At 59.1% G+C, this 20321-nt stretch carries 14 protein-coding genes; 8 read left to right on the top strand and 6 right to left on the bottom strand.

Features of this window, described 5'->3' with window-relative positions:
• Positions 1 to 70: 70 nt before the first annotated feature.
• The 4 genes from gltB to SIB92_RS16305 all read right to left on the bottom strand — a co-directional run bounded on the left by gltB (position 71) and on the right by SIB92_RS16305 (position 7416).
• Positions 71 to 4609: a glutamate synthase large subunit gene (gltB, locus tag SIB92_RS16320; protein ID WP_412553035.1), complete on the bottom strand. Its 4539-nt coding sequence runs from the start codon at positions 4607 to 4609 to the stop codon at positions 71 to 73.
• Entirely contained in the window at positions 4596 to 5387 is a 792-nt protein-coding gene (locus SIB92_RS16315) for an alpha/beta hydrolase (RefSeq protein WP_412555857.1), read from the bottom strand. The genes gltB and SIB92_RS16315 overlap by 14 nt, the downstream gene beginning before the upstream one ends.
• A 15-nt stretch (positions 5388 to 5402) precedes the next feature.
• Entirely contained in the window at positions 5403 to 5858 is a 456-nt protein-coding gene (locus SIB92_RS16310; protein ID WP_412553034.1) for a GFA family protein, read from the bottom strand.
• Positions 5859 to 5979: 121 nt separating this feature from the next.
• Entirely contained in the window at positions 5980 to 7416 is a 1437-nt protein-coding gene (locus SIB92_RS16305; RefSeq protein ID WP_412553033.1) for an NAD(P)-dependent oxidoreductase, read from the bottom strand.
• A gap of 221 nt (positions 7417 to 7637) precedes the next feature.
• Here SIB92_RS16305 and SIB92_RS16300 point away from each other — a divergent pair, with 221 nt between their 5' ends.
• The gene (locus SIB92_RS16300) at positions 7638 to 8441 is read left to right on the top strand and encodes an undecaprenyl-diphosphate phosphatase (protein ID WP_412553032.1); all 804 of its coding nucleotides are present in this window, start codon (positions 7638 to 7640) and stop codon (positions 8439 to 8441) included.
• A gap of 58 nt (positions 8442 to 8499) precedes the next feature.
• On the opposite strand, the gene rpsT is transcribed toward SIB92_RS16300, so the two are convergent.
• Both rpsT and SIB92_RS16290 read right to left on the bottom strand, forming a co-directional pair.
• Positions 8500 to 8763: a 30S ribosomal protein S20 gene (rpsT, locus tag SIB92_RS16295; RefSeq protein WP_412553031.1), complete on the bottom strand. Its 264-nt coding sequence runs from the start codon at positions 8761 to 8763 to the stop codon at positions 8500 to 8502.
• A gap of 173 nt (positions 8764 to 8936) precedes the next feature.
• Positions 8937 to 12149: a response regulator gene (locus SIB92_RS16290; RefSeq protein WP_412553030.1), complete on the bottom strand. Its 3213-nt coding sequence runs from the start codon at positions 12147 to 12149 to the stop codon at positions 8937 to 8939.
• A gap of 427 nt (positions 12150 to 12576) precedes the next feature.
• Here SIB92_RS16290 and SIB92_RS16285 point away from each other — a divergent pair, with 427 nt between their 5' ends.
• From SIB92_RS16285 to SIB92_RS16255, 7 genes are all read left to right on the top strand, one after another.
• Positions 12577 to 14232, top strand: coding sequence for an ABC transporter substrate-binding protein (locus tag SIB92_RS16285; RefSeq protein WP_412553029.1), 1656 nt, complete (start codon positions 12577 to 12579; stop codon positions 14230 to 14232).
• A gap of 86 nt (positions 14233 to 14318) precedes the next feature.
• Positions 14319 to 15296, top strand: coding sequence for an ABC transporter permease (locus SIB92_RS16280; RefSeq protein ID WP_412553028.1), 978 nt, complete (start codon positions 14319 to 14321; stop codon positions 15294 to 15296).
• On the top strand, positions 15296 to 16204 hold the full coding sequence (locus SIB92_RS16275; RefSeq protein WP_412553027.1) for an ABC transporter permease: 909 nt from the start codon (positions 15296 to 15298) through the stop codon (positions 16202 to 16204). Before SIB92_RS16280 ends, SIB92_RS16275 begins: the two co-directional genes overlap by 1 nt.
• A complete protein-coding gene (locus SIB92_RS16270) occupies positions 16201 to 17013 on the top strand; it encodes an ABC transporter ATP-binding protein (RefSeq protein WP_412553026.1) in 813 nt (270 codons plus the stop codon). The genes SIB92_RS16275 and SIB92_RS16270 overlap by 4 nt, the downstream gene beginning before the upstream one ends.
• Positions 17003 to 17932, top strand: a complete 930-nt coding sequence (locus tag SIB92_RS16265; protein ID WP_412553025.1) for an ABC transporter ATP-binding protein — start codon at positions 17003 to 17005, stop codon at positions 17930 to 17932. Before SIB92_RS16270 ends, SIB92_RS16265 begins: the two co-directional genes overlap by 11 nt.
• Complete coding sequence (locus SIB92_RS16260) at positions 17925 to 18380, top strand: GNAT family N-acetyltransferase (protein ID WP_412553024.1); 456 nt, start codon at positions 17925 to 17927, stop codon at positions 18378 to 18380. Before SIB92_RS16265 ends, SIB92_RS16260 begins: the two co-directional genes overlap by 8 nt.
• A gap of 46 nt (positions 18381 to 18426) precedes the next feature.
• Entirely contained in the window at positions 18427 to 20310 is a 1884-nt protein-coding gene (locus SIB92_RS16255; protein WP_412553023.1) for a beta-N-acetylhexosaminidase, read from the top strand.
• Positions 20311 to 20321: the final 11 nt, after the last annotated feature.

The raw sequence follows: 20321 nt of genomic DNA, 5'->3' as shown, positions 1-20321 counted from the left end.
TTGGTCGCCCCAAAAAGAAACCCCCCGCCAGTTTGCACCAGCGGGGGTCTTTTCTGTCTCTGATCCAGCCTTATTCCGCTGGAACCGCCGTACCTTCCTGGGTCAGCGGATGCGGAATATGCACCAGCATCTCTTTTGGGCAGACCTGCAAGAAGTTGGCTTTCTCAACATCCCAGTGCTGCAGGATGTCTCGTGCCTTTACAGAGCCGGTCTCCGCCACGTGACGCTCGATCAGACCTTTCAGTTGATCTTCCCAATGCGCCACAGTCACCGGACAGGTCACCAGAGTCTCCAGGTTCATAACCCCTTCAGCTTTGCCCTCAGGGTCATAGAGGTAGGCCATACCACCGGTCATACCAGCGCCGAAGTTGGCACCAATATCGCCAAGGATCACCGCGATACCGCCGGTCATGTATTCACAGCCACAGGCGCCACAGCCTTCGATCACAACCTTCGCACCGGAGTTCCGCACCGCGAAACGCTCACCGGCACGCCCTGCTGCAAACAGGTAACCGTCGGTCGCACCATACAGCACAGTGTTGCCAATGATGGTGTTGTCCGCCGCCGTCAGCGGGCTCGCCATCGGAGGACGCACCACAACGGTACCCCCGGACAGACCTTTGCCGACATAGTCGTTGGCATCGCCACTGACTTCGATCTTCAGACCCGGTGCCGCAAAGGCGCCCAGCGACTGACCCGCCGAACCGGTCAGCTTAACGGTCAGGTGATCATCCTGAAGCGCGTTACGCATACCGAAGTTGCGCACGATGTGGCTCGAGGTGCGTGTGCCCACGGTCCGGTGCGTGTTCTGCACCGCGTAAGACAGCTGCATCTTCTCACCATCTTCCAGGAAGCGCGCCGCATCCCGGACAATTTCCGCGTCCAACGTGTCTGGCACGTAGTTGCGGTCCTTGTCGCGGTTGTAGACGATGTCATGCGCCCCATCGACGGTGATCAACAGCGGGTTCAGGTCCAGATCGTCCAGGTGCGCAGAGCCACGAGACACCTGCGCCAGCAGGTCCGCACGACCAATCACCTCATCCAAGGACTTCGCACCGATAGAGGCGAGGATTTCCCGCACTTCCTGCGCATAGAAGGTGATCAGGTTCACCACCTTATCCGCCGTACCGGTGTACTTCGCGCGCAGGTCTTCGTCCTGTGTACACACACCAACCGGGCAGGTGTTGGACTGACACTGACGCACCATGATACAGCCCATCGCGATCAGCGCGGCGGTACCAATCCCGTACTCTTCTGCACCCATCATCGCGGCCATCACAATGTCACGCCCCGTGCGCAGACCACCATCGGTCCGCAGGGTCACCCGCTCCCGCAGGTTGTTCATCGCCAGAACCTGATGCGCCTCGGTCAGACCCATCTCCCATGGCAGACCACAGTATTTGATCGAGGTCGCCGGAGACGCACCGGTACCACCGTTGTGGCCGGAGATCAGGATGATGTCGGCTTTCGCTTTCGCCACACCGGCCGCAATTGTGCCAACGCCCGAGGAGGCCACCAGTTTCACGGTCACCTTACAGCGCGGGTTGATCTGCTTCAGGTCATAGATCAGCTGCGCAAGGTCTTCGATCGAGTAGATGTCATGGTGCGGAGGTGGGGAAATCAGGGTCACACCTTTGGTGGAGTGACGCAGACGCGCAATCAGGTCGGTGACCTTCATACCCGGCAGCTGGCCACCTTCACCGGGCTTCGCGCCCTGTGCCACTTTGATTTCCAGCTCTTCACACTGGTTCAGGTATTCGGCGGTCACCCCAAAACGACCCGACGCCACCTGCTTGATCTTCGCAGAGGGGTTGTCGCCGTTTGGCTCCGGCACGAAGTGTGCCGGATCTTCGCCGCCCTCACCGGAGTCAGACTTTGCGCCAATCCGGTTCATCGCCACGTTCAGGGTTTTGTGCGCTTCAGGCGACAGCGCGCCCAATGACATGCCCGGCGTCACAAAGCGCTTACGGATCGCGGTGATGCTTTCCACGTCCTCAATCGGAATCGCCTCGCCCAGCGGCTTGATGTTCAGCAAATCGCGCAGGTGGATCGGCGGGTTCGCCTGCATCTTCGCAGAGTACTGCTTCCACATCTCATAAGACGCACGATCACAGGCCGCCTGCATCATATGCATGGTCTGTGCACCCCAAGCGTGGGTCTCACCGGACTTACGTGCCTTGTAGAAACCGCCAATCGGCAACACATCGGTGCCGGACTTAAAGCCTTTGGCGTGCACTTCTTCGACTTTGTGCTGAATGCCGCTGACACCAATGCCGGAAATCCGGCTGGTCATGCCTGGGAAGTACTCTGCACACATCGCACGGGACAGGCCCACGGCCTCAAAATTCAGACCACCGCGATAGGAGGAAATCACCGAAATCCCCATCTTCGCCATGATCTTCAGCAGGCCCTGGTCAATCGCCTCACGATAGCGCGCCATGTTCTCGGTCAGCGTGCCATCCGCCAGACCGCGCGCAATGCGATCCGCAAGCGTGTCTTCGGCCAGATACGGGTTCACAACCGTCGCACCGGCGCCAATCAGCACAGCAAAATAATGTGGGTCGATACACTCAGCCGAGCGCACGTTCAGCGAACAGAAGGTCCGCAGGCCCTTGCGTGTCAGGTGGCTGTGCACCGCGCTGGTCGCCAGAATCATCGGCATCGCAACCTTGTCCGCACCCTGCGCCTGATCGGTCAGCACAATGTGCCCCGCACCAGAGCGCACCGCGTCCTCGGCTTCTGCCCGGATACGCTCCAGACCGGCCTGCAACGCGCCATCATGGCTGCCCGCGTCAAAGGTACAGTCGATGGTCACAACCGTATCGTCAAACGCTTCCAGCATGCGTTCAAACTGGCCGCTGGCCACAAACGGGCTCTCCAGAACCGCAATCTCGGTCTGGCTGCCATCTTCGCTCAACACGTTCTTCAGATTGCCAAACCGCGTCTTTAGCGACATCACGCGGTATTCCCGCAGAGAGTCGATCGGTGGGTTGGTCACCTGAGAGAAGTTCTGACGGAAGAAGTGGCTCAGCGGACGATACATTTTGGACAACACGGCAGATGGCGTGTCATCGCCCATAGAGGCCAGCGCCTCTTTCGCATCCTCAGCCATCGGCGCGAGGATCTGCTCGACCTCTTCCATAGAGTAACCGGCCGCGATCTGACGCTGGCGCAGCTCTTCACCGGTGAAAGTTGCGGTCTCTTCCACAGTGGCCAGCTCGTCGCCCAGATCACGGATCTTGCCAACCCACTCCCCAAACGGACGCGCGCTGGCGAGTTTGTTCTTGATCTCAGTGTCGTGGTAGAGCTTGCCCTCTTTCATATCCACGGCCAGCAGCTGACCCGGACCAAGCGCGCCTTTTTCCACCACGGTGGCTTCATCAATCGGCACCATGCCCGCTTCAGAGCCGGAAATCAGCAGCCCGTCCCCGGTCACAACATAGCGCATCGGGCGCAGACCGTTGCGGTCCAGACCGGCACAGACCCAGCGACCATCGGTCATCGCCAGCGCCGCAGGACCATCCCATGGCTCCATCACGGAGTTGCAGTAGGAATACATGTCACGCCACGCCTGCGGCAGCTCCACCGCCTGCTTGGACCAGCTTTCTGGCACCAGCATCGTTTTCGCCATCGGCGCCGAGCGGCCGGCACGCACCAGAACCTCAAACACGCCATCCAGCGCCGCAGAGTCAGACGCCCCACCCGGCACAATCGGCTTAATATCTTCCGCGTAGTCACCAAAGGACGCAGACGCCATGCGGATCTCATGGCTCTTCATCCAGTTCAGGTTGCCTTTCAGCGTGTTGATCTCACCGTTGTGCGCCAACATGCGGAACGGCTGTGCCAGCCACCACTGCGGGAAGGTGTTGGTGGAGTAGCGTTGGTGATACAGCGCAAAGGCCGACTCAAAGCGCTCATCCATCAGGTCCGGATAGAACACCGCCACCTGCTCGGCGAGCATCATGCCCTTGTAGATGATCGAGCGGCAGGACAACGATGCAATGTAAAGCTCGGTGATGTTCGCCGCCAAAGCCGCTTTTTCGATGCGGCGACGGATCACATACAGCTCACGCTCAAACGTGTCCTCATCCACACCCTTGGAGTTGGAGATCAGGATCTGCTCAATCTCCGGACGGGTCGCATTGGCTTTCTCACCCAGACAAGTCACATCCACCGGCACGTGACGCCAGCCATAGATGCGATAGCCCATCTTCAGAACTTCGGTTTCCACGATGGTCCGGCAGGCTTCCTGCGCACCATGGTCGGTGCGTGGCAGGAACACCTGACCCACCGCAATAAACTCGTCTTTGTTGGGCTCGTGGCCAGTGCGCTCAATCTGATCGTAGAAGAAGCTCACAGGGATCTGCACGTGAATGCCCGCACCGTCGCCGGTCTTGCCATCCGCATCTACAGCGCCCCGGTGCCAAATCGCCTTCAGCGCGGTGATACCCGCTTCCACAACCTTGCGGCTGGGTTTGCCGTCCACGGAGACCACAAGGCCAACGCCACAGGAGGAGTGCTCCTCGGTTTCGGAATAGAGGCCGTTCTCCGCCATCCATTCACGTTTGGCTTCTTCGGCCCGGACCCAGTTTTCATCATACTTTGTCATTGACGGTCTCCTGTCCCAGAGTTGTGGGGTAGCTTGGCGCCGTTTGCTCCGCCTGTGGCAGGTCTTCCCTGCGCACCACGGTGAAATGGCCTTCCAACAGTTTGCGCACCTGGCGCGTTTTCATGTCCATGGCCCGCTCAAGCAGCGGACGCATGATGTCGAGTTTCTTCAACGCTTTCACCAGATCGTGGGACTCGCCCCGCAGGATGAAATGGTTGAAGGTTTTGGGCGCTTGCGCAAAGCGGGCCCAGTGAATGCGTTCTTCCGGCGTGTCGCCGTGCAGCACGACATAGCGCGTGCCGTCTTGTGGCGCAGGCACCTGACGGAACCGATAGGTCGGAAAGCGGCGGCGCCACTTCTGCCAACGGGTCTCTTCCGGCACCACTCTGGGATGCATGGAGAATTGCGGAGACAGCGCCACAACGGTGTCGACACGGGTCAGCGTCGGCAACACAAGCGCCATAAAGCCGCCCATGCTGTTGCCCAGGGCAACCACCTCGTCAATGGCTTCGCGTGCCACCACCGTCTCTATCTCCTTCACAATCGCCTCGGGCAAATCCGGGCTGTTCATCCAAGTTCTGGCCCGCTCTGTGACCAGGATCACGTGGTTCTCTCCGCCCTGCGACGCGGTCCCCACAAATTCAAACGGCGGCATCTCGTTGGGCCTCGTGCCCACCCCGCCAAGCGACACCACCAACCGTTTGCCGGTGCCACGCATGTAAGCCACCTCATGGTCCTCGGTCGCGATCCCCATCTGAATGTCGACTCGGTGATCCATCAAGCGGCCTGTCCCTCAGGTCGTCCCAAGATCGCTGAACAAAGCGATGCATTGCGCCCGGGTCATTTCCTTGCGACCATCACCGGTGAAGCCAAAACTGTCGGGCTTCTGATCGATGAAGATCTCATTCTTAAGCGTGAAGCCGTTTGGATCATCAAACAGCCCCACCGGAATCTCCGTGCCACCGGCCCATTCGTTGTCCGCAGTCACGCGGTAAAACAGGTTGGTGCCGCATTTGCTGCACCAGGCCCGCTCGGCCCACTCCGAACTCTGGAGACGCGCGATATGCTCGGCCCCGGTCCAAGTGAGCGACTCGGTTGGCACTGTCACCCCCATCAACGCGACACCGGTCCAGCGGCGACATTGATCACAATGACAGATGCCCGCCTCGGCTGGCACTTTGGCGGACTCAAACCGCACCGCCCCACACAGGCATGCGCCGGTCTTGGTCGATGTGGTTTTGGTCGTCATTGGGTCAACACCTCTGTCACGTTAACAAACGCTGGTCGAAAGTTGCACAGTCGCAAAACAGTCGTGATACAGACGCAATACCGACGTCCCTTTTGGACGTCGGCACCGCGCCAATTAACACTTATTCCGCAGCCATCGCCGGGGTTGCGCCCAGCTTTTCAAGGATTGCATCAGCACAGTCGCGGCCGTCTTTGATCGCCCACACCACAAGGCTCGCACCGCGCACGATGTCACCCACGGCATAAACGCCCTCGAGGTCAGTTGCACCGGTGGTGAACTGCGCTTTCACAGTGCCCCAGCGGGTCACTTCCAGCTCCGGCTGATCCCAAAGAGTTGGCAGATCTTCAGGCTCAAAGCCCAGCGCCTTAATCACAAGGTCCGCGTCCTCAACATAGTCCGCACCTTCGATCACTTCAGGGCTCTGACGGCCAGACGCATCCGGCTGACCCAGACGCATTTTTTGGACCATCACACCTTCAACGCTATCGCCACCGGTGAAGCCTTTCGGCGCGGAAAGCCACACAAATTCAACGCCTTCCTCTTCAGCGTTCTGTGTCTCACGCTGGGAACCCGGCATGTTGGCTTTGTCACGACGGTAAAGACACTTCACGCTCTCCGCCCCCTGACGGATCGCGGTCCGTACACAGTCCATCGCCGTGTCACCGCCACCAATCACAACAACCTTTTTGCCTTCCGCAAAAAGTTCACCGCTCTCGATCTCTGGCACGCTATCGCCAAAGTTCTGACGGTTGGAGGCGGTCAGATAGTCAATCGCCTTCACGATGCCTTTGGCACCGGCACCCGGCCCACCGAGGTCACGGCTCTTATAGACACCGGTCGCAATGATCACCGCATCATGCGCGTCACGAATCTCTTGGAAAGAGATGTCCTCGCCCACGTTGCAGTTCAGCTTGAAGGTCACGCCACCATCTTCCAGCAGCTTGTTGCGGCGCATAACCACATCTTTTTCCAGCTTAAATCCTGGGATGCCGTAGGTCAGCAACCCACCCGCACGGTCGTAACGATCATAGATGGTCACTTGCAGACCCGCACGGCGCAAACGGTCCGCCGCGGCCAGACCACCGGGGCCCGCGCCAATAATGCCAACGCTCTCGGAACGCTCCTGAACCGGGGAGATCGCCTCAACCCAGCCCTGTTCCCAAGCCGTATCGGTGATGTATTTCTCAACAGACCCAATGGTCACAGTGCCGTGGCCTGACTGTTCAATCACACAGTTACCCTCACACAGACGGTCCTGCGGACAGATACGGCCACAGATTTCCGGGAAAGTGTTGGTCGCCTGGCTAACCGCATAGGCCTCTTCCAGACGGCCTGTCGCGGTCAGGCGCAGCCAATCCGGGATGTTGTTGTGCAGCGGGCAGTGGCTCTGACAGTAAGGAACACCACACTGGGAACAGCGACTCGCCTGTTCCTCAGCTTTCGCCTTAGCGAACTCAGCATAGATTTCGTTGAAATCTTCCTTGCGTACAGTGGCGCCACGCTTCTCCGGCATGTCGCGATCCACAGTCACAAATTTCAGCATAGGTTGCTTAGCCACGTCAGCTGCCTCCTGATTAATTCTGGTTCGGTGTGTTTAAAAAATATTCACCCGACATAAAAGTCAAATATACTGACCTATATTTCAGTTTTTTGGCAAATGGCGTGGTGAAAATGCAAAAAATTGCCAAATTTTTGGTCCGATTCGGACTTATATTCTGTATTTCCCTTGAATCATTGACCAATTATACGTGAGTCGGTCAACGAAGGATCCTGCCAAAAATGGCTCTTTTTCACATTTTTCTGGTGGCGATCATCCAGGGCCTCACCGAATTCCTACCTGTGAGCTCTTCCGGGCACCTGATTCTCCTGTCCAAAGTGACCCCGCTCCCTGACCAGGGGCTCGCCATTGATGTCGCGGCGCACGTCGGCACATTGGGCGCCGTGATCCTCTATTTCTGGCGCGACACCAAAGTGGCCTTCTGCGGATTGCCTCGCATGCTCACCGGTCGCGTCGACACCCCCGGCGCCCGGCTCGCCTTTCTTTTGACCGTGGCAACAGTCCCTGTCATCGTTGCCGGCTTCTTGCTCAAAATCACCGGCCTGAACGACGCCATGCGCTCTGTCGCCGTGATTGGATGGGCCATGATCCTGTTTGGGATTTTGCTGTGGTGGATGGACCAACGCGGCCCACAAACCAAAACCGAAGCGGATTGGTCTCTCAAGGACGCCGTAAAAATGGGCCTCTGGCAGGCCGTCGCCCTGATCCCCGGCACCTCCCGCTCCGGCATCACCATCACCGGCGCACGCCAACTCGGCTACGCCCGTTCAGACGCCGCCAAACTTGCGATGCTGATGTCGATCCCGACCATCATCGCCAGCGGCGCACTGCTGTCGCTGGATGTCATCAAGGAAGCCAATATGGCTTTGGCCAAGGACGCTGCCATCGCCGCCGTCTTTTCCTTCTTTGCCGCCCTCTTGGCGCTGGCGCTGATGATGCGCCTCCTGCGCTCGGTCAGCTTCACACCCTATGTGATCTACCGCATCCTGCTTGGGGCCGCCCTGCTCTTCATCGCCTACAGCTGAGCACAAAAAAACGCCGCTGAAACAGCGGCGTCTTTCCGAATACGTTGTGAAGTGAGGCTTACGCCAGCGCTTTCACCCGTGCTGCCAGGCGGGACATTTTCCGCGCTGCAGTGTTCTTGTGGTAAACACCTTTGGACACACCGCGCATCAGTTCTGGCTGAGCTGCTTTCAGCGCTGTGGAAGCTGCTGCTTTGTCGCCGGATTCGATCGCTTCTTCCACTTTGCGGATGAAGGTACGGATGCGGGAACGACGGGCTTTGTTAACTTCAAGACGACGCTCGTTCTGACGGGCGCGTTTCTTTGCCTGAGGCGAATTTGCCATGATCTGAGACCTTTTGGTTCGGTACGGTTAAATGCGTGCTACGTCCCGAACGGGCTCTCTTGTTCAGAGAATCAGATCAAGCCTGAGCGGGCTGCACGCGCATGTATGGCGGCGGTGTATAGAGATTTTGCAGAGAAACGCAATCCCCAACCGCCCAAGACCATATCCAACGCTTAATCCCTCTGATCCATCAGCAGCCGGAACTCTTCCAGACGCACCTCAAGCGCATCAAACCGCGCGCCAATGGCCTCACCAACCGTGGCCCGTTCTTTGAGCGCCAGCACAAACTTCACCGTCTTCAACACATCCCGCCACCGCGGATTGTCCGGCAAAGTCTCGATCAGCAAATACTTGTCCAACGTGCGGGTCTGCAACGATGTCTTGTCCAGGTTCACCCGCCAGATGCCACTGGTTTCGGCAAAATCAATCTTACTCTTACCGGTGGCCGCGCCCCAGATGTCCAGAGACTCCGACATCAGGGTGACAATGGCCTCCCGATACGCATCTCCCGGCCCTTGCGCCTCATCCCCGCCTTCATCCCGCGCCATCAAGGACGGCAAGGAGGTGTCCACAACATCGCGCAGCGAGTTCACAAACTGCGCCCGAGGCACCTGCCCCGGTGTGAACAACAAGGCGCGTCCGCCGCCCGCTTCCGGCAACATCGCAAACAGGCTCACCTGATGCGGTTGCCCACGCAATGTCACCTGAATGTGGATTGGCTCATCCTCAACCTCTGTCTGCTCCAAAGGCGTCAGCACGTCTTCTGGCAGGACATCTTTCAATCGGCTCTTGTTCACCGCGACCGGTGTATCCAGTACCTTCTGCCCCGCCTCGTTCGCATAGGTGATCAGCCCCCGCGCATTCACACAGATCAGACCGTCTTCCAGCGTATCAAGCAGCTGCGCCATTCGCCGCTGCGACAGTCGCAACGCATCTTCAATCTGAATGCGGCGTTCGATCTCCTCTTTGAGTTCCCGGTTTTCCTCCGCCTGACTGCGCGCGCGGCTCGCCTCCAGAAGCGTGCGAATACGGCTGAGCAACTCGTCCTTTGCAAAAGGCTTCACCACGTAGTCATTCGCCCCGGCATCAAACCCAGCCAGCATGTCGCTGGTGCGACCCCGCGCTGTCAGCAGGATAATCGGCAGCTCATGCAGACGGTGCCGCCGCCGCAAATCCCGCGCAACATCCAGCCCGCTCAGCCCGGTCATCATCACATCCAGCACAATCAAGTCCGGACGCTCTTTGGCGACACTGCGCAATGCTTCCGACCCGTTGTGTGCAGTCATCACCCGATAGCCCTGTGGTACCAGCAGGTTCTGCAAAACCTGCAAATTGATCGGCTCGTCATCCACCGCCAAAATCAAAGGCGATCCCTCCGGCGCGGCCGTCTCCACCTTTTCAACAGCGGGCTGTGGTGCCGCGGCCGTGACAAATTCAGCTGGCAGCAAATCCTCCGACACCGCAACCGGCGCTTGATCCGTTACCGGCAGGATCACGCGAAACTCGGCGCCCTCACCGGGGGTACTGGACACTTCGATACTACCGGACATCATATCAGCCAGGTGGCGCGCGATGGTCAGCCCCAAGCCTGTGCCTGTCGCCTGCCCCGATCCATCCGGCGTCAGTTGCTCTAACGGGTGGAAGATGCGCTCCATGCTGTCCGCCGCAATGCCCGGCCCGTGATCACGAATGCACACCACCAACTGATCCGCAGTCGAGACCGCTGCCGTGATTTCCACATCACTGCCACCGCCATACTTCACCGCATTGGACAACAGATTGAACAGGATCTGCTCAAACCTAACCGGATCGGCATACACAGCCGGCAGATCCTCCGGCAGATCAATTTGAAACTTGGCCGGATCCACTTGAAACGTCGGTTGCAACAACTGCACCACACTATGCGCCGCATGGGACACATCAACAGGCTGCAAATCCATACGCATCCGCCCCTCGCGAATGCGATAGATGTCCAACAGATCATCCACCAACCGGGACAACCGCCGCGCGCTAAATGTGATCAACCGCAGCTGGCTGGCCTGCGCGGGCAGCATCTCGCCCATCGCCCCGCCTTCCAGCGTTTCCAGAATACCAATAATCCCGTTGAGCGGCGTGCGCAGCTCATGGGAAGTATTGGCCAAAAACCGGTCCTTCATCCGGTCCGCCTCTTCCAGCTCAGCGTTTTTCTCACCGATCTCGCGTAGCTTCTCTTGCAACTCGTCATTCTTGTCGCGGATGAGGTCCAATTGATCGCGCAACGCCCGCCGCATTTGGTTCACCGCACGTGACAACCGCGCATACTCCACCGGTCGATCATATTCCGGCAGCGCATCATTCAAACTGCCCGTCGCCACAGCACTGGCAGCTTCTGACATGCGGCGCACTGGTCGCGTGATGGCATTGGAAAACACAAACGACAAAATGGACAAAATGGCCGTTGCGACTGCGCCGATTGCCAACAAGGTTTCCCGCAAGCGTTCACTGTTCTTGAAAGCGGCATCCCTGCTGGTTTCGGCCACCACCGTCCACTGTGGGAACGGGTCTTCCAGCACCCGCCAGGCCGACAGCGTCGCCCCGCCCGACAATCCAGCCTCCAACACCGCCACACCATCCAAACCCGTCATTTGCTTGGGCATCTTTACCGGGCCGCCTGCGGCAGGGCCGCCATTGGAGGCAATCACAATGCCGCCCGAGGACAACACAGACACATCCGCATCACTTTCCGTCACCAGCGCCTCAAGGCTGTTGGGCGGTATCCGCAAGATCATCGCGCCACGGTGGCTGCCATGAAGCCGCACCGGCACGGCCAGATAGGCGGCCAGCTCTCCGGTGATAGCGTCCACCGCGAAATCCTGAAACACGGGCTCAAAGCCCGCGCCGGTGGTCACTTTGTAGTAGGCCTGCCCCAACCCAATTACACGCTGATTGAGCGGCCGCCCCAAATAGGCATCTTTGTAGACCGAATAGACCACTTGCCCGTGACGGTCAGCGAGGTACAAATTGTCAAACTCCGCCTCCCGCAGGAACTCTTCAAAGTCTCGATGAAACCGACGGTGCGTGTTGGAATACTCCAAAGCCTCGCGCAGCAACTGGTCTTCGATCTCTTCTTCAGCCCGATTGCCTGCAGCACTGTCGACGCCAAAGATGCTGCGAAGTTGCGCGCCCGCTTCCTCTGGCGTGCCGTCCATCTGCCGCAGCGCATGGCTGAAACCGTAGAATTCCCCAACCGAGTAGCGCACGTTTGCCGACTGCGCGAGGTTTTCCGCCTGCCGGCTGGCATAGGTCACATATTGCGCAATCTCACTGGCCTTGGCGTCCCGCGCAAAGGCCACCTTCTCAAAGGTTTCGGTTGTGATGGTCTGATTGACAAGTCGATAAAAAACCAAGCCGCCGAGCGCCAATGGCAGCACAGACGCAAGGAGAAAGGTGACAAGCAGGCGCGCGCGAATTCCCTGTAGTGGCACTGTAACTCCGAAATTGCTGATTTCGCTGCAACTGATCCTGCGGTTTGACCAAAGTCGAAACAAGGGTGCAAACTGAAATTCGTAAAGATTTTTTGCGCAGGTAGGAATCCTAACAACCTGAAAGAGATGGATTTTTAATGGCCGCAAGCGGAGATCAAACTGTGTTTTGACGAAATTGCCGATTTTTCTGGTGCCATTCCTTCGGACGGGGGGATTTCAATGCGCAACATCCGTGGCGTTTGGTGAGGAGACCAAATGCAACCATGATTTGCATCATGGCCCCTCGATACGAGGCATGACGCGGACAGACATGAGGCGGGACAACCCGCCTGCACAGGGAGAAACAAAAATGAAATTTAAGGCTACTGCCGGGCTGCTCGCTTCGGTTGCGCTCTGGACAACCACTGCTCAGGCCGAAGAGACCGTCCTGACTGCGCTGCCGGATCAGGTCACTGCATGGGTGGAGAACTTCAACCCATTCAACCAGACCACCGCCGCACCTTCCGTCATGCATTTCATGTATGAACCGCTGATCATCTTCAACGCGCTGGACGGCGGCAAGCCGATCTACCGCTTGGCAACCGCGTTTGACTACGCCGACGACCTTGGCTCCATCACCGTTACCCTGCGCGATGGCGTGAAGTGGTCTGACGGCGAAGCCTTCACCGCCGACGACGTGATCAAATCCTTCGACCTGGCCCTGAGCAACCCGGCTCTGGACAGTGTTGGCATGGCGCAGATGCTGTCTGGCGTTGAGAAACTCGACGACAAGACCGTGCGCTTCAACCTCGCCACCCCCTCCAGCCAGGCGATGTACCAAATCGTGCGCGTGCCAATTGTGCCTGAGCACGTCTGGAGCGGTGTTGATGATCCTGTGACCTTCACCAACCCGACCCCTGTCGGCTCCGGTCCGCTGACCGAAATCCGCCGCTTTACCCCACAGGAATACACCCAGTGTCGCAATGCCAACTACTGGGATGCTGACAGCCTGAAAGTGGACTGCATGCGCTTCCCGCAGATCGCCAACAACGATCAAGCGCTGGCCGCAGCTGCCAATGGTGAGTTGGACTGGATGGGCTCCTTCCTGCCGGACATCGACAACACCTACGTTGCGAAAGATCCTGAGAACCACCGTTACTGGCTGCCTGGTGGCTCGCTAGTGGCCTTCTACATGAACTTCGAAGCGCCTGAAGCGGGTGACAAAGCGGCGTTCAACGACGTGAACTTCCGCCGCGCCGTGTCGATGGCATTTGACCGCGAAGCCATGGTGGAAATCGCCGGCTACGGCTATCCAACCATCAACCAGTACCCCTCCGGTCTGGGCCGCGCGTTCCACGCCTGGAACAACGCGGAAGTCGACGAAAAGTTCGGTGGCTTCACCCAATATGACATCGACGGCGCCAAAGCTCTGCTGGCCGAAGCGGGCTTCAAAGACATCGACGGTGACGGCTTTGTCGAAACACCAGACGGCGAACAGATCGATCTCGAAGTCATCGTGCCAAACGGTTGGACTGACTGGGTCAACAGCTGTCAGATCGCCGTGGAAGGCCTGAACGCGGCCGGCATCAAAGCCAGCGTTGCCACACCTGAAGCCGCAGTTTGGACGGAAAAGCTCATCACCGGTGAGTACGACATGGCCATCAACTCGGTTCGTGTCGGTGCAACCCCGTTCAACCAGTATCTGGACTCGCTGCACAAGAACAACCAGGCCAAATCCCGCTTCGCAGCGTCGCGCTACTACAACGATGAGCTGAGCGATCTTCTGGATAAGTTCACCCAGACCAGCGACACCGAAAAGCAGATGGAAATCATGGCTGAGGTGCAAACCATCGTAGGGGAAGATGTGCCACTGGCGTATGTCTTCAACAATCCCCGCTGGTATCAGTACAACACCAAGCGTTTCACCGGCTTCTTCAATGCGGACAATCCGGTGGCCAACCCGGTGGTTCACAAGACCAACCCGGCTCGCCTGGTCCACCTGCTGAACCTGCGGCCAGCTGAGTGAAGCTTTCCCTACCTTCGGGGCCGCTCACACCGTGAGTGGCCCCGCTTTTGGCACGACACTTCCCTCTCGACAGATGGTTTGACCTGATGCGTTTTCTATTGAAGCGGCTCGGCTTCTACGGCGTGGCTTTTCTGGTGGCTGCGACCTTCAACTTCATGATCCCGCGCATGTTGCCCGGCAACCCCGCCGACATCATGCTAGCCAACTCCGGCGGCATGATTGCGCCTGAGGCCCGCGACGCGCTGATGGCAACCTTCGGCTTCATCGACGCCCCCCTGCATGAACAGTATTTTGCCTACCTTGGCTCAATCTTCACCTGGGACTTCGGCCTATCGATCAAGTTCTACCCAATGCCTGTAGCAGATGTACTGATGCAGGCCCTGCCCTGGACCCTGTTCCTCACCGGCTCTGCGCTGTTGATTTCCTTTTCCATCGGCACGCTTCTCGGCATCCTGGCCGCCTGGCGCCGCGGACAGCTCACCGACGTGATCGCCTCGCCAACCGCGCTGGCGCTACAATCCGTGCCGGCGGTGGTTGTGGCCCTCTGTGGTCTCTACTTTCTTGCGGTGCAAAACCGCGTCTTCCCAACCTCTTACGCCTTCAACCCAAGTCTTGACCCGGCCTGGAGCTGGGAGTTCATCTCCTCGGTTTTCTACCATGGCTTCCTGCCGGTCGTGACTCTGAGCGTTGTGTTGATTGGTGGCTACTTGATCACCATGCGCAACAATATGATTGGCCAGCTTGGCGAAGACTATCTGGCCATGGCCGAAGCCAAAGGTCTGAGCGATGCCCGCGTGCGCTACGCCTATGCTGCCCGCAACGCGCTACTGCCCTCTGTGACCGCTCTGGCACTCAGCTTTGGCGCCCTGTTTGGCGGCTCGCTTATCACCGAAGTGGTGTTCAACTACCCCGGCGTCGGCAACCTCCTGTACCTCGGTATTGTCGGGCGTGATTTCCCGCTGATCCAGGGCCAGTTGCTCATCATGACACTTGCCATGCTGCTCGCGAACCTCGCGGTAGACTTGGCCTATGTCTTCCTTGATCCCCGATTGAAGAGGGCCTGATGTCTGATCTTCTCCGCACCTTCTTGCGCAACCGCAAAGCCGCCATCGGTCTGACCATTGTCTTGATCTACGTGGCAATTGCGATCTTTGCGCCCCTCATCGCGCCGTTTGACCCCGTGGCCCGCGTTGGCCGCCCACACCAGGCACCGTCAGCAGAACATTGGCTCGGCACCACGCGCATGGGCCGCGACGTGTTTAGCCAGCTGATCTGGGGCACCCGCACTTCGCTTATGGTGGGTATCGTTGCCGGCCTCATCGTGACTGCCATCGGCACCGCCATCGGCATCACCGCTGCTTATTTTGGCGGTTGGGTCGACGATGTCCTGAACTTCCTGACCAACGTTGTGTTGGTTCTGCCGCAACTGCCTTTGCTGTTGGTTCTGGCCGCGTTCCTTGGGCAGGTTGGCCCCTGGGCCATTGCCCTGATCATCGGCCTAACCTCCTGGGCCTGGGGCGCACGCGTCACCCGCGCGCAAGCTATGTCCCTCAAAACCCGCGACTTCATCCAGGCCTCCGCGATGATCGGCGAGCCAACATGGCGCATGATCTTGGTGGAAATGTTGCCAAACTTGCTGTCGATCATTGGATTCAATTTCATTGGCTCCGTGATCTTCACCATCATCACCGAAGCAACACTAGAGTTCCTGGGTCTTGGCAGCCCGCTCGCCACCTCTTGGGGCACCATGCTCTACAACGCGCAAACCGCCTCCGCCATTATGGTGGGCGCCTGGTGGGAAGTGCTGGCCCCCTGTGCCGCTATTGTCCTGATCGGCATCGGCCTGTCGCTGATGAACTTTGGTGTGGATGAGATCGCCAATCCGCGCATGCGCACCCTCGGCAACGTCGCCAAAGCTCTGCGCATCGAGAAACGCCTGACCCGTCAACGCATGCAGGAGGCCAACCAATGAGCGCCCTTCTTTCCGTCAAAGACCTGCGCATTGACTATCTGACCAGCGGGGAGCCGTTCACCGCGGTGCGCGACATCTCTTTTGAGATCCAGCCCAATGAAATCCTTGGCCTCGCCGGGGAGTCAGGCTGTGGCAAAAGCACAGTCGCTTATGCTCTCATGCGTTTGCACAAACCGCCCGCTTTGGTCCGCAATGGTCACATCCTGTTTGAAGGCCGTGATGTGCTCTCCTTTGGCGACAAAGAACTGCGCGCCTGGCGTTGGTCCGAGGTCTCCATGGTGTTCCAAAGCGCAATGAACTCTCTCAGCCCGGTAATGACCATCTTCCGGCAGTTCTATGACATGTTGCGCGCCCATGGCACCGTGACCAAAGCGCAGGCACAAGAGCGCACCGCTGAGATGCTCGAGATGGTCGGCATCCCTGCTGACCGTATGCACGCCCACCCACATCAACTCTCCGGTGGCATGCGCCAGCGTGTGGCGCTGGCTTTGGCCCTCACGCTCAAACCCAAGCTGATCATCATGGACGAACCCACCACCGCGCTCGATGTGGTGGTGCAACGCGAAATCCTGCAAGAGGTGCTGCGCCTCAAGGACGAGCTCGGCTTTTCCGTGTTGTTCATCACGCACGACATTGCCCTTATGGCCCAGATTTCGGACCGCATCGGCATCATGCGGGAAGGCAAGATTGTCGAAATAGGCACCGCGTCGCAAATCGTGACCGCACCGGCACACGACTACACCCGCAGCCTATGGGATGCGATGCCGCTCCTCGCCCAGCGCCCGGAAGGAATGGCCCATGCCGTCTGACACCCCAATCCTCAGCCTCGACAATCTGAGCAAAACCTTCACCGTGCGCCCGGTCTTCGGCCGCGCCTCGGTGGTCGACGCGCTGCGTAATGTGTCACTCGACCTCCTGCCCGGCCGCGCCCTTGCCTTGGTCGGCGAAAGTGGCTCCGGTAAAAGCACCGTTGGCAAGATGATCGTCGGGGTACACAGCCCCACCGCAGGCCGCATCCTGTTTGAAGGGCAGGACATCGCCGCTATGACATCCAAAGCAGATCAAATGCGCTATCGCCAAGCGGTGCAAATGGTCTTCCAGGATCCGTTTTCCGCGCTTAACCCGGCCCACACCATCCGTCACCACTTGCTGCGCGCATTGGCTTTGCATCAGCCAGAGGTCGACCCGGAACCCGCACTGCGGTCTATTCTGGAAGACGTGGAACTGGACCCGGTCTCCACCCCGGACAAATTCCCCCACGAACTTTCCGGCGGTCAACGCCAGCGTGTGAACTTCGCCCGCGCCCTGGCTGTGAAAGCCCGCCTGATCGTGGCGGACGAGCCGACCTCGATGTTGGATGTATCCATCCGTAAATCCGTCCTGGGTCTGATGCAGCGTCTCAAATCTGAATACGGCCTGTCGATCCTGTACATCACCCACGACATCGCCACCGCCGAATATCTGGCTGAGGACACCGCCGTGATGTTCCGAGGGCAGGTGGTCGAGAAGGGCCCTACATCTCAGGTCGTTGGCAACCCACAGCATGGCTACACCAAGCTCCTGCGCGCGGCGGTGCCGGACCCCGCCTTGCGTCTGACAGGCGGCGATGCGGGCTTTGCTGCCCAAGCCAAAGTGGTGCGCGAGACCAGCGCACACCCTGTAAACGCCTTGCGCGAGATCAGCCCCGGCCATGTCATTGCCGAACATGCGGTCCCGGCCCATGCCTGATCTGCTGGTGCCTCTCTACAGTCTACCGCCGGAGCCTCATGTGCCTGAAGGCATCAACCTGCGCCCAGCGCTGCCGTTTGAATCCCATGTGCTTCTGGCCTTTGTCGCCAAGCATTTTGGCGCCAAATGGGTGGACGAATGCACCGTGGCGCTGGCCGCTCGACCTGCCCGGGTGTTGATCGCAACCGAAGGGGCGACCCTGCTCGGTTTTGCCTGCTACGATGTCACCTGCCGCGGTTTCTTCGGCCCCACCGGCGTAGCCCCCGAAGCCCGCGGTTCGGGCATCGGCAAGGCACTCCTTCTGGCCGCCTTGCACCGTCTGCGCGCCGATGGTTTTGCATATGGCGTGATCGGTCAGGCCGGACCGGTCGAGTTTTACCAGCAAACCTGCGCCGCCGTTGTGATCCCCGGCTCCGAACAAGGCGTCTTTGCCAACGCGCTTGCGTGACCTCTTTTGACACTGTCTTAGTCATCCAACCAACAGGACGATAGAAATGCACTTCCACCTCGACAGCCTCTGGCACGCAAAAGACGGCGCCATGGAGTTTGCACTGACCAACTGCGGCGACACCCCAGTCACCAACCCACGCCTGATTTACACCACCCTGGTGCGCACCCTGCGCCCATCACGCTGCACCGGCGCGACACTTGTTCGGCGTCAGGCCAACTTCCACGAATACGCCTCTGAGTCAGGCTTTGTACTGAACCCCGGCGAAACCTGGCGATTCACCGAACACAGCCTCACGCGCCCGGCCCAGCACTCCAACGAAGGCCCCAAGTCTGCCGGTGTCATTCTGGAAGACGGCACGCTGGTGCCAGCCTTTGCCAGTGAACTGCAAGCGCCCAAAGCCATTGGCGAAACCGCGCCAATCGAAAATGTGACCCTGTCCTGTGGAGTGCTGCCACAACCCAACCAAGTTGAGGTGAGCCACTGGTGCGCCAACGCTCCCATGCACTACGCCGTGGCGCAGCGCGATCTTGCCACCATTCAAGCGGTCTCCCATGTCGCCGACCTCACCCGTCGGCTGTACCCTCTCGCGCCAGTGCCGTTTGTTCTGACGGCAAAAGACGACGTGCCGCAGCTACAGATCACAACCGACGCGTCGCTTGGGAAGGAGGCCTACCGCATCACGTGGAAAAACGGTCAGCCTACGCTATTCCACGCCACTAATCAGGGGCTGCTCTATGGTCTCATCACGCTGTCTCAGGCCTTGACCAACGCCCATCAAGACAGCGCCAACTACGGGGTGCCGTTCACTGGCGAAATCTCCGATGCCCCCCGCCACGAATGGCGCGGTGCGCATCTCGATGTCTCCCGCCAGATCTATCCAATGGAGCAGGTCCTACGCTACGTGGACATCATGGCCTGGCACAAGATGAACCGCTTCCATTGGCACCTGACCGATGACGAAGGCTGGCGCTTGGAAATCAAAGCTTATCCGCAGCTCACCGATGTCGCCGCACACACCGGTCTGGACCTTCCGGTGCTGCCACAGCTTGGCGCCGATCCTGCTGGTCAAGGTGGCTTCTACACCCAGGAAGACGCCCGCCAGGTGGTCGCCCACGCCGCAACGCTGGGTGTCGAGGTGATGCCAGAAATTGACGTGCCGGGCCACTGCGCCTGTGTGCTTGGCGCGCTGCCGGAGCTGGTCGATTCTGAGGAACCGGAAAGCTACTGGTCGGTGCAAGGCTACGGCAACAACGCGCTCAACCCGGCCATTGAAGGCTCCTACACCTTTGCCACCAAAGTTCTCGAAGAGGTGCTCGAAATCTTCCCATTTGAGGTTGTGCACATTGGCGGGGACGAAGTCGCCGAAAACGCCTGGATGCAGTCGCCCAAAGCCCAGGCCATGATGCGCGAGACCGGTCTCAAAGGCACCTTCGAACTTCAGGCCTATTTCCTGCGTCAAATTCAGGATTTCCTCGCAGATCGCGGCCGCAAGCTCGGCGGTTGGGAAGAGGTTGCCCATGGCGGCGGTCTGGACCCAGAGAAGAGCCTGCTGTTTGCCTGGACCACCGTGGAAAAAACGGCCGAACTGGCCAACGATGGCTACGATGTGGTCAGCACACCGGGTCAGGCCTACTACCTCGATATGGCACTCTCGGATGCCTGGTACGCGCCGGGCGCAAGCTGGGCGGGGTTCACCCCATTGGACAAAACTTATGCCTTTGAAGCGGACAACGGCGACGCCGCGCTTCAGGGGCGTCTCAAAGGGGTTCAAGGCTGCATGTGGAGCGAACACCTCACCACGTTGGAGCGTCGCAACCACATGATTTATCCACGCCTGAACGCCATTGCCGAAGCGGGGTGGAGTGAAGCGGAAAACAAATCCTTTGAGCGTTTTGCCGCATTGGCTGAGGTGATGCCACGCCTGTAACAAAAAAGCCC

Source organism: Shimia sp. MIT1388, from assembly GCF_047124445.1.
In the GTDB taxonomy this organism is placed as follows: domain Bacteria; phylum Pseudomonadota; class Alphaproteobacteria; order Rhodobacterales; family Rhodobacteraceae; genus Shimia.
This window is presented reverse-complemented; position numbering and strand designations above follow the sequence as displayed.